Raw genomic sequence first — 14,979 nt, 5'->3', positions numbered from 1 at the left:
ATCAAAACTCCTTGAGATTGCTTCGCTAAACATTAGAACTGTTGGCCCATGGTGAACTCAAACTTATGACGTCCACTGGAGCCGATCTGGTCGAGACCGTATCCGTAAACGAGAGCAAGTGGTCCCATGGGGGAATACCAGTTGATACCGGCGCCAACACTTTTGTACAAGCCCCCTACAGGACTTTCACCGTGTCTGGTCGGAGATGAGAACATTGTTTCTTCCTCTTTCCAGACGTTACCAGCATCGAAGAAAACGAGTCCGCTGATCCCGTATTCCTTATTGATTACCCTCGTCAACTCAAGGTTGGTGTAAAAAGCCTTGGTACCACCAAGTTCATCACCAGAACTGTCAAGCGGAGTAATCTTGTCTCGGGAGTAGCCGCGCACATCTCCGATGCCACCCAAATCAAAACGCTGGTCAGTGGGAATTTCATCCCCGTTGAAGTTCTTGTGAACAAATCCTGCCCAGAATTTTGAATGGAAAACCACCTCTTCGAATACCGGAGTCCACCAGTTATACTCGCCCATGTACTTTACAAAGTTATCTGTACCACCAATGGCACCACCACCGTAAAGAACGGTCAGAGCGGTCCTGGTGCCTGTGCGAGTGGCCCTGTTTGAATCTCGGGTATCACGGACAAATCGACCGTTCAGCTGACTGAGGAAGTGAGAACCTTCATCTTCCTTAACGTCATCTGAGGCTTCAGAGTCAACGTTTTTGATTTCATAAGATTCTGCCAGATATCCCCAGGAAAGATTGGTGTATTCGCCTATGGGATAAGAGAAGTTGATACTTCCACCGGTCGAATCCTTGTCATAACGGTTATATTCATCTTCTCGATTATGGATTTCAGCGGTAAAACCAACATCCGTATCGTTAATATGCGGGTTGCGGAAAGTTAAAGCATACTTGGTACTTACTCCACTGAATGAAGCATTTAAAGCCAGGTGATACCCTTTACCAAACAAGTTGGTCTCCGTGATATTACCGCCAATATATACATTCTCGTATGTGGAATAACCGATACCACCACCGATGTTGCCGGTTGGTTTATCCTTAACCTTAACAATAAGGTCCATTTCTTCAGGATTACCTGTCGGTGCGGGGGTGATGTCAACCTTTTCGAAATAGTTCAAATTCCCCAGACGAGCGTAAGAGCGTTTGAGCTTCTTACCGCTGAAAAGGTCACCATCAGCAAGTCGCATCTCACGAAGAATAACGTTGTCACGGGTTCGAGTATTACCTTCGATCAGTACGCGGCGAATATGCACACGCTGGTGCTTGCTGATCGTATAAACGACCCCAACCGATTTGGTTGCAGCATCGTCTTGGAGATGCACTTTTACATCGGCGTAGGCGTAGCCATAATCATTATAATAAGAAGTGAGTTTCGCCACGTCGCCCTGAATCACGGAACGGTCAAAGTACTCGTCTTCCGTCTGCAACTCATCAATGGAAACAACTTCAAGCAATTTGGAAGTATCTTCAATCAGATCGCCCTTGAAGGCAGTCGCCCCCATTTTGTAGCGATCACCTTCCCAGACTCGGTAGATGACTGTAATTCCGTCTTCTTTGATCTCTACTTCAGGACGGCCAACCTTGATATTCAGGAAGCCTTTACTCTGATAGAAAGCCTGAATGGCAGAAGTATCACGCTCAAGCAGCTCTTCTTTCAAGACGCCAGTATCAGTAATGAAAGAGAACATGCCTCTTTCCTGCAAAGCAAGAACGTCCTTTACGTCATCCGGGTCGACCTGCTCTGCACCGTCAATGACAACATTTTCAATATAAAGCTTGCGTCCTTCATCGACAATCAGTGTCAATCTGGCCGTACCGTTTCCGGCATCCTCAATCTCATGAGTGACTTTGGCTTTATAGTATCCGTCTTTCCTGTACATCTCGCGGATCACGCGAATATCTTCAGCCAAGACTTTCGGGTTAACTACACCACCCTTCTTGGTGGACATGGCTTCAACAATATCTTCCGAATCGATATTGTCTGAGCCTGTTACTCCGACTGCAAGAATTCGTGGCTTTTCTTCGACTACAAACGTAACACGTTTGCCTTCGTCAGCAGGTGTAACCTTGACGCGAACATCGTCAAAGTACCCCAAATCATAAATATTCTTCAACGCCGTGTTGACGGTTTTCGCAGTCAGCAGATCACCTTTCTGCAAAGTCAACCGCATCAGCACAACATCTTTATCCAGAACTTTGGTGCCTTCTACATCGACTTCGCCAATGACGTCCAAACGCAACAAATCCATGCGCATGCGTTCAACAAGAGCATCTACGGCAGGCAGAAGGTTGATTAACCCTTCTTTTGTAACAGATATCTTTTTTGCCGGATCATCGGAATAAGCATCGATCAAGCGTGCATCAAGTGACAGGTTTTCACCGATTTGGTTGAGGTCACCATAAATTGAAAATGCGGCTCCAGATTGCAAGGCCAACTCCTTTGCAATGCCGGAATCAATACTGGTAATTCCTTTGTCGGCGATGAGCTTGTCAACAACATCACTGCTCACGACTTGAAAGCCAGCTTCACCGAGCCGATCAGCTATCAGCTCCGGCAGACTGTCCTGAAGATAAGCTAAATCTTCACCTGCATTAATAGTAAAAGGCAGGACAGCAACCTTGACGTCCTGGGAGACATTTTGAGCAGCTTGCGAAGTACTGGCAGTAAACAGTAATACAGCGGCTAAGAATCCGATCAAATAGCTGCGAAAAAGACTAAAGCGCATAGAGTTCTCCTAAACGCAATTCAACCCGACGGTGCATCATACCCGCGAGTTCAGGATTATGCGTAACAACGACAAATGTCATTCCCAATTCTTTATTCAAGGAAACCAAAAGATTACCAATCATAGCACCGTTTTCCTCATCAAGGTTTCCTGTCGGCTCATCAGCGAGAAGCACTTTTGGCTTCAACAATATCGCCCTGGCAATAGCTGCTCTTTGTCGCTCACCACCGGACAACGTGGTGACTTTATGGTCCAGCCTGTGTCCTAGCCCGACCATTTCCAGGGCTTCTTTGGCTAAACGAATCCCTTCAGAGCGCCCCATCTTTCCAATGAAAGCAGGCATGGCAACATTCTCCAGCGTGGAGAATTCAGGCAAAAGGTGGTGAAATTGAAATACAAAACCAATATCTCGGTTTCGTAACCGAGCCTTTTGCCTATTGTCCAACGTGGTTAAATCAACCCCATCCAAAAAAACCTGCCCACTTGAGGCTGTATCCAATGTGCCAAGCAAGTGCAATAGGGTTGTCTTACCTGAGCCGGAAGCACCAACAACCGCCAAGGACTCTCCTTGCGGTATATCCAAATCGATTTTGCGCAAAATTCGAAGGGTTTCAGAAGGCCCTTCAAATTCCTTTTCGACGGCAACCAAGCGATATAATAGTTCTCTACTCATAACGCAAGGCATCGCTCGGACTTAGTGCGGCAGCACGTCGAGCCGGATATATGGTTGCCAAAAAACACAACATGAACGCTGCAACACCAATAGCAGCCATATCCATGAATTCAAGCCTGACCGGCAGGTAGTCAACTGGGTACACGTTGCTTGGTAATTTTATAAACTGATACTTCTTCAAAAGCAGACTCAAAGGAACCCCTATGAGGAATCCGATGGCTGTACCCGTCGCACCAATAAAGGTTCCCTGGAGCATGAATATTCTGCGAATACTGGCAGTATCTGCTCCAACCGACATCAGCACAGCGATATCTTTCGTCTTCTGAATCACCAGCATCACCAGGGTCGTCACGATGGAAAAGGAACCAACAAGGACTATCATCGCCAGGATGATAAACATGGCTGTTTTTTCCAGCTCCAATGCAGCGAAAAGATTCGCATTCATTTCCTGCCAATGGCGAACATAGACAGTAAAAGAACCGACCTTTTGCTTTATCGCCTCAGAAATAGCGCTAACATTGTAGACATCATCAACACTTATTTCCAACCCGGAAACAATGTCGCCCTTGAATCCCAACAACTTCCTTGCAGCGGGTATGGTCACGTATCCTAACGTCGAGTCATACTCGAACATACCTGTTCGGAATACGCCTGCCACAACGAAGCGACGAATTTTAGGAGTAAATCCCGCAGAACCGGATCGCCCTGAAGGTGAAAGCAGATTTACCTCTGATCCTTGCGAGAGACCAAGCCGTCGTGCGAGCTCAGCTCCAACAATAATACCCGGCACATCGCCATTAACCTCAAGATTCGCGACATCCCCGCTGATCATGTCTTTCGAAAGACTTAAAACGGAATCAGATGTTCCAGGGTCGATCCCTCTCAGAACAACGCCTTTCACCCCATTTCGAGTGGAAAGCATGACCTCGGAATAAATGAAGGGAGTAACACCAGTTACTCCTTTCACACTACTGGCAGCGCCAGCCATTTCTCTGTAATCGTTGATTCCACCACGAATGGAGGTCACAAGTATATGGGAGTTCACACCAAGAATCTTTTCTCGAAGATCATGGGAAAAACCATTCATTACGCCAATGACGACAATGAGTGCTCCGACTCCAATTGCAACGCCGCAAATTGCGAATAAGGAAATGATAGAGATGAACGACTGCTTTCGCAGTGCGAACAAATACCTTAATGCTACAAAAGTCTCGAATCGCATATACGGATTCTACCTGGGTGACCCCGTGGCCTTACCCAACCTCCGGCCTGAGCAGCGGAAACAGAATGACTTCCCTGATGGAAGCACTATCTGTTAACAGCATAACCAGGCGATCAATTCCGACACCCTGCCCTGCAGCCGGTGGCATTCCGTATTCCAGGGCACGTACATAGTCATCATCCATGAAGTGGGCTTCTTCGTCGCCAGCTTCCTTTTCCGCAACCTGATCTTCAAATCGACCACGCTGATCCACTGGATCGTTCAACTCGGAAAAGGCATTTGCCATCTCGCGCCCCGTCATGAACAGCTCAAAGCGGTCAGTGATATCAGGATTATCCTCATTGCGACGAGAAAGCGGAGAGATATCTGTCGGGTAATGATAGATGAAGTGCGGCTGAACCAACTTAGGCTCTACGAGAACGTCAAACAGCTTGGCCTGAAGCTTACCGAGTTTTTCTCCCTCGATAACCTTTTCGCCCTTCTCCTTAACGAAGTCTCTACACTTATCATAATCAGCATAAATTTCGGGAGGCACACCACCGATCTTTTCCAGAGACTCATGGAATGCCATGCGAGTCCAGGCACCGACGGAAAGATCGACATCCACGCCCTGATAAGGGACTACGGAAGAGCCGGTGACCTTTTTGGCGATACGAGAAAACATCTCTTCAGTAAGATCCATGAGATCTTCGAAGTTTGCATACGCCCAGTAGAACTCCAGCATGGTGAACTCTGGATTGTGCTGTGTTGAAATACCTTCGTTTCGGAAATTTCGGTTGATTTCGTATACTCGCTCAAAGCCACCAACCAGCAGACGCTTGAGGTAAAGCTCGGGAGCAATACGCATGTACAACTTCATGTCGAGAGCGTTATGATGCGTTTCAAAAGGCTTGGCAGTAGCTCCACCTGGAATGGCCTGCATCATAGGGGTTTCAACTTCCATGAACCCTTTCTCGTCAAGAAAATCACGCAATTCACGAACAATTGCAGTTCGCATTTCAAAGATTTCCTTGGTCCGAGGAGTAACGATAAGATCGACATATCGTTGACGATACCGTGTCTCAACATCTTTAAGCCCATGGTATTTCTCCGGTAACGGACGCATGGACTTGCTGACAAGCTGGAACGATTTGGTTTTGAGGGTGAGTTCACCAGTTTTAGTGCGGAACAACCCACCGACGACGCCTACTATATCTCCGACATCTGTCTTCTTGAAGAGCTTGTACGGATCGGCGCCGAGTTCATCACGGGCAGCATAAACCTGAATCTTCGAGCTGCGGTCCTGCACATGAAAGAATGTCACCTTACCAAAGGAACGATAGGAAACGACGCGACCCGCGATAGCGAATTCACGGTCGACGGCTTCCAACTCCTCTCCTTCAACTTCAATATACTGATCCCAGATTTCCTGAATCTCAGTATCACGCTTGAAGTCATTAGGATAAAGATGAACATTTTCATCCAACAGGCCACATGCCTTCTCGACACGGGTCTTGATAACAGGATTGAGCTCGTCCCTGGACTGCAGGGCTTCGAGCATGGGCATAAACCGTTCCGCGTGAGCGGACTTGGTCGCAAGCTTGATTTTCTTTGCTTTTTTCTTATTCTTTGACAATTTATTTATCCCTAACTCTTGCTAAGTCTAGAAAAATACAAGAGACGTCAAATGCGTATGCCAAATAACGCTTCCCGTCAAGAAAATGGACCCTTTAACATGTAACTGGACATTTAAACTTTTTTTAAAAAAATTTAAATTTATGCTTGACGCCCTGCGCTGATTTATTTAAACCCTCTTTCGCTTCGACGGCAAATGTTCCCCAGTAGCTCAATCGGCAGAGCGGGTGACTGTTAATCACTAGGTTCGCGGTTCAAGTCCGTGCTGGGGAGCCACCGAAAGACCAAGCCCTTACGAGAAATCGTAAGGGCTTTTTTTTTTATTAAATAAAACAGTACGATTGGTAGCGGCTTGCTCCACCTACGATCTAATTTTTATAAAAAAAGGGAGCAGCAAGCTCTACTCCCCACACACCAGTAACAATCAATTGGCTTGTGCCAAAGTTGGTTACTAACTTTTTATAATTACCTAAACATACCTACAAGTCCTTCCAAAAATCCCTAATTCACAAAAAAAGAAGGGCAAGAGTTGGCATAGGAGGTGCCTTCGGAATACTTAACTCCTCAACAATTTCTAAGACAACTTTGTCGATGTGGCATCCTGACGCTGGATAGCCCGCTAGTAATGTTAATTCAACAAAGCTCGACAGGCATAGCATAGTGGGAAGTCAATGTTGTCCGCTTCTATTAGCCCACAAGTGGATGTGAGAGCCTATGTGTCCAAGAGAAAGTCCAACCAATAACATTTCGCAGAATCGAAAGCCAACTCGCCCTGCAAACACCTTTTATCTCCGGCATATTAAGTGCCTACTTGGAGTACAGCACAATAATAGGACTACCCCTTCCGTATACTTTCTCAATCCTTTGAACGTGCTTACGAATGATTGGAGAGTGCTCGCGCTGATTCTTAGCTCACAACACCAAACACAATTGATTAAGTGGGTAACAATTTATATTCAATAAGTAATCTTACCGCCCCCTCCACCGCTTGCACACTCTATCTTAATGTTTTTTATGGAATAAACATACTAAGATATAATAATTACTGGCATCATTCATACGTTTAACCATTTCATGATTTAGCCCCCCTTGCTTACAGTTAAATCTTAACGGACAATCAAGACTCCATTTGACAAGAACATTATTCACCCTTAATTAAATTATTAAAGGTGCTTATAAAGATAAAGCTCCGTCCTAAAAACTATCAAGCCTACTAATTGAGGAAGCAATGGGGAAAAGTTCTGATTTAGATTTTGAAGAATTCTTTTCAAGAATCCAAGAAACTTCAGGCATTACTCAACAAACTGAGTTAGCTGATCTACTTGGACTGTCGAGGGCAGCTGTTTCTTATGTCAAGAGAACTGGCAAAGTCCCTCACTCATGGCTTCGCACCCTTGAGGAGCAACATAAAATTAGCAAGGAGTTCCTTAAGACAGGTAAGGGGGCTATCTACCCAAGGCTTGTGAGGAAAAACTCAAAAACGTCACCACGTTCACGAATAGGTATTGAATTGCCGGTTGTATCTCATGAGGATAATGAGATAGTTGATTACATTGTCTTAAGTCCTGACTGGTTGGAAAGGTACGGGAAGCTTGAAAACTTAGTAGGTATGTATGCTCCTGACAACTCAATATACAAGTCTATAAGACAGGGTGATCTAGTCATTTTTAATAAGCAAGACAGGCCCCCTGTTCCTGATAAGATTTATGCTATTGAACTTGGTGGATGTATATGTTTTAAACGCTGCAGTTATGGCCCCCATGGATTAATATTTATGGACAATCAAAGCTGGCAAAGTCCTGCTAAACTTATAAAGGTCATTGGACAGGCGGTATGGGTAAGCCGAGACTTATAGACTCACCAAACACTGTATAACAAAAGACTGAAATTGTATAATTTTGGTTTTTTATACCGCTGAGTTAGATGGGGCCTAAGCTCTCTTCCTGGCAAAATATCAGACATATTTGCTTTAATTGTAAGACTTTACCTTGCCATACCTAATGCTGTTTGGGAGTGCAGCTATCCTTAACAGGCATCCTCTTTGACTACTTAACCAAGCTGGTTGTCTCCATCTCGATTGTCACGTTTGGGGATATCCGTCCCCTTTCGTAAATCTGGTCCATGTAGACACAGCCCAGAGGAAACGACATAGACTTTAGTATCGCTAGACTGAATGGATGGTTATTTTCAAATGCGCTATATTTTCTCCTTCTGCTGCTCCTATTAACTTCTAACTTCGCCGACACTCTCACCTCCTGTAGCAATCACTTGACGTAGTACATTCCTTAGAGATTTCCGTAATAGGGATATAAATTTACTAAGGGGCTGTACCAGATAACTAGCCCATATGTCTTCTAACCCACTGTTTCAGTTGTTTAAACTGGCTTCGCGGATTGCTGTTATTAAAACGCCACTCGCATTCCTTTAAAAACAGAGAAAAATGCTTGGTTGGAATGCCGTTGAATTTCCTCATATGGCGTTTGGCCTGGTTCCAAAAATTCTCGATTCCATTGATGTGGTTGTGGCTATCTGCAAACAGCTTCGAGTGGTTGATTCGGAAGTGTTTGAACGCTGACACATCAAGGACATTGTAGCCATACCAGCAGTCCGAGTAAACCACACTGTCTGGCTGGATTCTTTCCTGAATAATGGGAAGCAAGGTTTTACCTTTCGCATCAGGAATCACCTGTGTATAGACCTTCCCGCCCCTTTTAAGGATTCCAAAAACAGGAACCTTACCAGCCGCCCCACGTCCTCTTTTGCCCTTTCGCTTGCCACCGAAGTAGCTCTCATCGACCTCAAATTCGCCAAAATCCATCCCTTCACAGGACTCTTCTACCGCTATGATTTCCCGGAGCCGGTGAAAGTAATAGGCGGCTGTTTTGACGTTCACACCAACCAGATCGGCAGCGCAACGAGCTGTCGTGCCAGCCACAAAATGTTCGATTAAACGAAGCTGCTTGTCCTTGCTCAAACGACTTTTTCGCATTGCCATACCGATAACCCAAAGGAGTTATCTGGTACAGCCCCTTTACTAAAACAATATCTCGGGTTGACCTATTGTAGAAATACTCAAGCGCCATGCCGTATTTGAAAACCCACTAAGGTAAATTTATACATGTACAACCATTGATATTGAGCCACGTTCACATCCCCCAAGTAGTGCGCTTTTTAACATCTTAACTTATGATATCCACAGCCTGCGATTGCCCCCCCAAATCGTCCACCACGGTGGATTGTTAGTAATACAGACTCTATCACTTAATATGCCCCCCTCCACATACATCTTAAATCATCAATATATCTTGACAAAGCTGCCCTATGACGCCGCATTCTGACCGCATTTGCTCTTGAACTTTAAGCTCGAGCAATCCTCATAAGCTATTGTTAGGCTCCAAATTAATTTGTAACGCTTCCAGATGAGGAACCCATTTAAATCAGACTTCTACGAGTGACAATCGCCCTGTCCCAATTGATAAAAATAATCCTATGAAAGCATTCATAGATGGTCAAAGCCAACAAAAGGCACAAGATCATGACTGTTAATCACTAGGTTCGCGGTTCAAGTCCGTGCTGGGGAGCCACCGAATGACCAAGCCCTTACGAGAAATCGTAAGGGCTTTTTCTTTACCCGTTCATTTTTTTGATTTATCGAAGCCGCAGTTGATGGTTCAGGAACATTCAATCTACCAACAAATACAACAGAGGCCAGCTCAAAACCGCTTGCCTGAGAGTAGTGATTGGGATAAAAGTGATCATATGGAAACAATTCTCATTTCATCGATTATCGTTGGAGCAGTAGCTGTTTTCGGCGTAATACTCTATGCAGTAAAAGCCAAAAACAAGCCAAATGAACGTCCTGGGATTAATATTGATTTTGATACAGCAAAAGAACGCGAGGACAAAAATCGCTACTTTAGTTAGCATGAACTCTTTACCGCCAAAAGACCGCGCCCAAGCGCGGTTTTTTTTTTGCTGAATACGGCGCCTGCTCCGCGCTGTCGCTATGCTTTCCAAGAACGTATGACATATGATTCATTTTCCATGATAATTACTTTTTTCGAATCATATATTATTGTGTTAACAGTAAAAGCAAAGACTAACGATTAACGTAAACTCCTTTGAAATGTGTTTACTTTGTAATTCTGGCTCCTTACAGTGAATACAAATAAAACAAGGAAACACTGTAGAAATGACTGTTGAACTTATATCCGGATTAATTGGAGGCGTGGGCCTCTTTCTATTGGGCATGCGCCTGATGACGAACGGCCTCCGAAATGCCGCAGGCCCTGCACTGAGAAGTATACTGGGAAAGTGGACAAAAACGCCTATTCGCGGGCTGTTTTCCGGCTTCATGATAACAGCACTGGTTCAGTCTTCCAGCGCCATCACTGTCGCAGTCATTGGATTTGTAAATGCCGGGCTGATGTCCCTTGCGCAATCAATTGGTGTCATTTACGGCAGTAACGTAGGAACCACAGTAACAGGTTGGATTGTTGCTGCCGTCGGCATGAGTGTAAAAGTCAAGGCTCTTGCTCTCCCACTCATCGGACTAGGTGCGGCACTCCGATTAACAACCGGAACTTCGCGCCGAAAGCATCTTGGCGATGCTTTTGCCGGATTCGGTATCTTTTTCCTTGGAATTGAAACGCTGCAATCATCTTTTCACATTATTCAGGGCAGTATAGACCTATCCACTTTCAATGTTGCGGGTATCCCCGGGATACTTTTGTTCGTTGGTATTGGAACAATGCTTACGCTCGTCATGCAAAGCTCCAGCGCAGCCATGGCCCTTGTCCTAACGGCAGCGATGTCCAATGTCATCACCCTTGAAAGCGCAGCGGCAGCCGTCATTGGAACCAACATCGGCACTACTACCACAGCCGCCCTCTCAGTTATTGGCGCCACCTATAATGCCAAAAAGGTTGCTGCGGCACATATTGTTTTCAACTTTGCGACAGGGGTTGTCGCATTGATGCTGATCCCTTTTTTCATACATGCAATTTCACTCATCCCCATTGCAGGCCAAGCAGCCAACGTCGCAGCGACGCTTGCTGTTTTTCATACGTTTTTCAACGTATTGGGTGTAATACTCTTTCTCCCCTTCACAAAACGATTTGTCACACTTCTTAACAAACACATCGGGAAAGAATTCGCCGATCTTGGTAAACCCAAGTACATTGACAGCAACGTCCTATCCACACCTTCCTTGGCTATGGATGCACTTTTCATGGAGCTTGGGCGGCTGGGGGAACTGACACGATCCATGGGACAGAAGGCACTGACCTCGAAATTTCGAGATAAAGACTTCATCAAAGACCGGGCTCAATTCGACGGGCTTGTCAGAGCCATCAGAAAGTTCTGCGTAAAACTCCAACATGTGAATCTACCGGAGACAGTCGCCTCAAGACTCCCACTGAGCTTACGCGTAATTCAATATTTTAGAAAATCCGTAAACATCATTGATGAAGTTTCACAGGAACACGCCCTGTTGAACCACCAACTGCCAGACTACTCGCATGAGTGTGCCAGAAACTTTCAACACGAAGTCAAAAACATTTTGAATATTGCGCACACTCCATGCTCATCGGAGTTCAACCAATTAAAGCAGTCCGTTCACGAACTGCATGATCAGTATCAAGAATTAAAAGAAGCACTTCTTGAAGATGGGGCCAACGGAAAGATCGAACTCGACCGTATGGTTGCCCTGCTCGATTATTACTCGCACATGCGCATGATGTGCGATCAAGCCATCAAGGGGACAGATTACTGGGCAGACTTGCGAAACAGGGATATCACCTGCGCAAACGCTGACAAGGAAAATGATTTCACCTGGAAACCATCAGAATAACCTGATATTCAATGCCCAATGGAGGCATACTTATGAACCGTCAGAAACTTGCGATTATATTGATTGGGTGCGCGTTGGTTCTGGCCCTCGGCGCTTATCTGCTGATTCCCAAGCAGGAAGAAAACAGTACATCACTACGTCAGGAAGTTTCCCCTCCTGAAGAGACTGCTCAGGCTCCTGCCTGGGTTGAAAAAGGTCAGGAGGCTGAACCTGACTACACTCCTCCCCAAAAAAAAGAACAGGAAGAAGAGTCTCCGTCTGAACAAACGGATACAACTGCGAAAGTTGAAAAGGAAGACAAACAGCCTGCCCCTCAAGTAACTGAAGTGGAAGAAGACAGCATCGTCACTTTCAGCTTTGTCGAATCCCTTGCAGAGTATCTTCTTAAAAATTTCCAACCTCAGGATGTAAACGGCAAGCCTGCAACAAAGGTTTCTCCGAAATCCCTGAATATGTATTTCGGTTTGGAACTCAAGGGATTTGCTGTTCAAGTTCAAAATATCAGGACTGCTCGTTCGAGTGTTCTCGACTATGCGTTCACTCCCGATATGGTGAGAACACTTCATCAAATCTACGCACCGGCCTTTTTAGCGCACCTCAAAGAGACTGCGACCAATGAACAGCGAGAGTATTTGGTTTCCGGCGAAAAACAGCTTCGGATTCTGGAAAACATTGAAGTGGCTTCGATGCTCCGACTCAATGCTGTTCGACTGGACCAGACCGCCAGTGTCTTTCGCACTCTTGCAAGCGACCCTTCATTGATGGATGACGCAGCTTCTTACTTACAGGCAGCTAAAGCGGTTGAGCGCTATAACAGCCAACTGCAGATGGCCATTGCTGACAACAAGGACGTTTCCAATGCAAGCGATCGCTTGAAGTCTGCCATCATTCAGCGCGAAAGGATCAAAAACTCCATTATTACCAAGCTTGGTAATACATGCGGAGGCTGTTCTCCCTCCGACCTTTTCTACCTTGCTCAGTGGAGTTACCGACGCACACTGCCGCAACAGTCTGACAAAACAGCAACCTTTGATGCTGTGGCAGAGACACTTGAAGACATGGCAGAAAGATTTCGCCAGGAGGCCAAAAAACTGGCTGCAAGTTAAATGCTGACGGACGATTGAAACATACATGATTGCATCGTACCCTGAACGGTAATTTGTTCTACTCATTTCATTAGGAGTTACTATGTATTTTAAGCAAATAACGACCCCGGGACTTGGCTGCTTTTCATATATTATCGGCTGTCCAGCCGCTCGGGAGATGATAGTTATCGACCCTAAACGAGATGTTCAGGATTATCTTGATATCTCTCGTGAAGAAGGCATGAAGATCGTGCACACCATCGATACGCACGTACATGCAGATCACATCTCCGGCACCCAGGAGCTTAAATCCCACACAGGGTGCGATATCATGATGTACGAGAGTTCACCGGTTAATTATGATTTTACTCCCCTTATCGAGAACCAGGAACTGACTGTCGGCGATACGGTTCTGAAAGTCATTCACAGCCCGGGACATACACCTGATGCTCTCTCCCTACTGGTCACCGACCGATCACGAGGTGATGAGCCTTGGATGCTTCTTACCGGAGATGTGCTTTTCGTCGGCGATATAGGCAGACCAGACCTGGTTGGAGACGCTAAACTGGATGAGCAGATAGACAACCTCTACAACACGCTCTACGTCAAATTCAAAGAAAACCCCGACAGCCTGGAAGTTTTCCCGGCACATGGAGCTGGTTCATTGTGCGGTCGCGGCATGAGTTCCAAACCGAACTCCACTCTGGGGTTTGAAAGACGGCATAATCCGATGCTCGGCTTTGATTCCTATGAATCATTTCATCTAGCCATGAGCCAGGACTTCCCTGCTCGACCGAAGAGTTTTACTCATATCATCTCGACAAACGCCAACGGCACCCCGCTACTGGAACGGTGCCCGGTGGACCTGGCTATGGAGCCCATGCGCTTTGAAGAAAAAATGATCGACGGCGCAACAGTCATCGACGTCAGAGATGCAGCATCCTACGCCGGATACCATGTCCCGGGATCGCTCAACATCGGGTTTGAACCCAGCTTGGCCAACTGGGTAGGTATGGTGGTTGAACCGAATGCCGATCTCCTGCTTATTGTGGATTCCAAAAACGACTATGACCGGATGCGGACCGAACTGCACCGAATCGGTTACGACAATATTCTCGGCTACCTTTCCGGTGGGATCCAATCCTGGGTCTACAGTGGCAAACCTGTGGACAAACTCTCCATCGAGTCTGCTCAGGACATCCAGCATAACCTTGAAAGCAATACTCCGCTCAGCCTTATCGACGTGCGAACACCTGGTGAGGTCGGCAAAGGCATCATCCCCGGTGCCAAAACCATTCCGCTGGCCGATATCCTTGATGGCAAATTCGGACTGGCAGAAGATGAACACCATATCCTCTACTGCGCCTCGGGATATCGCTCCAATATCGCAGCATCCTATCTGCAACGACACGGATACTGGGATGTAAAAGCGCTTGCAGGCGGCTTTCTGGCCTGGTCACGAGCAGGATACAACATCGAAAAATAGCACACACATGCAGGGCCTTGAATTTCAAGGCCCTGTCTTTTTGGACTCCACCAAGAGTTTGCCCCCTTCTTTCCTCCGCCGTCTTTACTGTCTAACTGTTGAAACGATCATCAGTTATTATACGGCTATAAAAGTATTACGCACAAAGTTATCCCCATGCGGAAGTGCAGCTTGTGCAACCTCTCTCTCCCGTCCTTAACAGAACATCAAATTGCCTAAAATTCGGCCAGCGGCACACATCGCTCGGCCAACGGTATTCAAACCGCTTGACCCTCTTTCTTGAAAAAGGGACAAATTCATA

At 46.1% G+C, this 14,979-nt stretch carries 10 protein-coding genes and 1 tRNA gene; 6 read left to right on the top strand and 5 right to left on the bottom strand.

What is annotated here, in order from left to right; genetic code table 11:
* Positions 1–32 precede the first annotated feature (32 nt).
* Genes bamA through lysS form a run of 4 tightly spaced genes read right to left on the bottom strand, consistent with a single transcriptional unit; the run spans position 33 to position 6,182 of the window.
* The gene (gene bamA, locus DPRO_RS01185; protein ID WP_097010427.1) at positions 33–2,747 is read right to left on the bottom strand and encodes an outer membrane protein assembly factor BamA; all 2,715 of its coding nucleotides are present in this window, start codon (positions 2,745–2,747) and stop codon (positions 33–35) included.
* Entirely contained in the window at positions 2,737–3,420 is a 684-nt protein-coding gene (locus DPRO_RS01180; protein ID WP_097010426.1) for an ABC transporter ATP-binding protein, read from the bottom strand. The genes bamA and DPRO_RS01180 overlap by 11 nt, the downstream gene beginning before the upstream one ends.
* Entirely contained in the window at positions 3,413–4,642 is a 1,230-nt protein-coding gene (locus tag DPRO_RS01175; RefSeq protein ID WP_097010425.1) for a lipoprotein-releasing ABC transporter permease subunit, read from the bottom strand. Before DPRO_RS01175 ends, DPRO_RS01180 begins: the two co-directional genes overlap by 8 nt.
* A gap of 31 nt (positions 4,643–4,673) precedes the next feature.
* Positions 4,674–6,182 carry a lysine--tRNA ligase gene (gene lysS / locus DPRO_RS01170; RefSeq protein WP_097013616.1) on the bottom strand — a complete coding sequence of 503 codons (1,509 nt, stop codon included), beginning with the start codon at positions 6,180–6,182 and terminating at the stop codon, positions 4,674–4,676.
* 274 nt (positions 6,183–6,456) lie between these two features.
* Here lysS and DPRO_RS01165 point away from each other — a divergent pair.
* Positions 6,457–6,532 (top strand) — tRNA-Asn (locus DPRO_RS01165).
* Between the two features lie 952 nt (positions 6,533–7,484).
* Positions 7,485–8,111, top strand: coding sequence for a LexA family transcriptional regulator (locus DPRO_RS01160; RefSeq protein ID WP_097010424.1), 627 nt, complete (start codon positions 7,485–7,487; stop codon positions 8,109–8,111).
* Between the two features lie 483 nt (positions 8,112–8,594).
* Here DPRO_RS01160 and DPRO_RS01150 read toward each other — a convergent pair whose 3' ends face one another.
* Positions 8,595–9,245: an IS1595 family transposase gene (locus tag DPRO_RS01150; protein WP_097012874.1), complete on the bottom strand. Its 651-nt coding sequence runs from the start codon at positions 9,243–9,245 to the stop codon at positions 8,595–8,597.
* A gap of 599 nt (positions 9,246–9,844) precedes the next feature.
* On the opposite strand from DPRO_RS01150, the gene DPRO_RS01145 reads away from it, so the two are divergent.
* The 4 genes from DPRO_RS01145 (at position 9,845) to DPRO_RS01130 (ending at position 14,678) form a co-directional block, all read left to right on the top strand.
* Entirely contained in the window at positions 9,845–10,180 is a 336-nt protein-coding gene (locus DPRO_RS01145; protein WP_097010422.1) for a hypothetical protein, read from the top strand.
* Between the two features lie 268 nt (positions 10,181–10,448).
* A complete protein-coding gene (locus DPRO_RS01140; RefSeq protein ID WP_097010421.1) occupies positions 10,449–12,107 on the top strand; it encodes a Na/Pi cotransporter family protein in 1,659 nt (552 codons plus the stop codon).
* A 32-nt stretch (positions 12,108–12,139) separates the two neighbouring features.
* Positions 12,140–13,213, top strand: a complete 1,074-nt coding sequence (locus DPRO_RS01135; RefSeq protein WP_097010420.1) for a hypothetical protein — start codon at positions 12,140–12,142, stop codon at positions 13,211–13,213.
* A gap of 82 nt (positions 13,214–13,295) precedes the next feature.
* Positions 13,296–14,678, top strand: a complete 1,383-nt coding sequence (locus tag DPRO_RS01130; protein WP_097010419.1) for an MBL fold metallo-hydrolase — start codon at positions 13,296–13,298, stop codon at positions 14,676–14,678.
* Positions 14,679–14,979 lie beyond the last annotated feature (301 nt).

It is taken from the genome of Pseudodesulfovibrio profundus (assembly GCF_900217235.1).
GTDB classification, from domain to species: domain Bacteria; phylum Desulfobacterota; class Desulfovibrionia; order Desulfovibrionales; family Desulfovibrionaceae; genus Pseudodesulfovibrio; species Pseudodesulfovibrio profundus.
This window is presented reverse-complemented; position numbering and strand designations above follow the sequence as displayed.

Bases quoted from the DNA above. Each gene is read 5' to 3' on its own strand.
- DPRO_RS01140 (WP_097010421.1), top strand. From the start codon at position 10,449: ATGACTGTTGAACTTATATCCGGATTAATTGGAGGCGTGGGCCTCTTT.
- DPRO_RS01130 (WP_097010419.1), top strand. From the start codon at position 13,296: ATGTATTTTAAGCAAATAACGACCCCGGGACTTGGCTGCTTTTCATAT.
- DPRO_RS01150 (WP_097012874.1), bottom strand. From the start codon at position 9,245: ATGCGAAAAAGTCGTTTGAGCAAGGACAAGCAGCTTCGTTTAATCGAA.
- lysS (WP_097013616.1), bottom strand. From the start codon at position 6,182: ATGCTCGAAGCCCTGCAGTCCAGGGACGAGCTCAATCCTGTTATCAAG.
- DPRO_RS01145 (WP_097010422.1), top strand. From the start codon at position 9,845: ATGACCAAGCCCTTACGAGAAATCGTAAGGGCTTTTTCTTTACCCGTT.
- DPRO_RS01175 (WP_097010425.1), bottom strand. From the start codon at position 4,642: ATGCGATTCGAGACTTTTGTAGCATTAAGGTATTTGTTCGCACTGCGA.
- bamA (WP_097010427.1), bottom strand. From the start codon at position 2,747: ATGCGCTTTAGTCTTTTTCGCAGCTATTTGATCGGATTCTTAGCCGCT.
- DPRO_RS01160 (WP_097010424.1), top strand. From the start codon at position 7,485: ATGGGGAAAAGTTCTGATTTAGATTTTGAAGAATTCTTTTCAAGAATC.
- DPRO_RS01135 (WP_097010420.1), top strand. From the start codon at position 12,140: ATGAACCGTCAGAAACTTGCGATTATATTGATTGGGTGCGCGTTGGTT.
- DPRO_RS01180 (WP_097010426.1), bottom strand. From the start codon at position 3,420: ATGAGTAGAGAACTATTATATCGCTTGGTTGCCGTCGAAAAGGAATTT.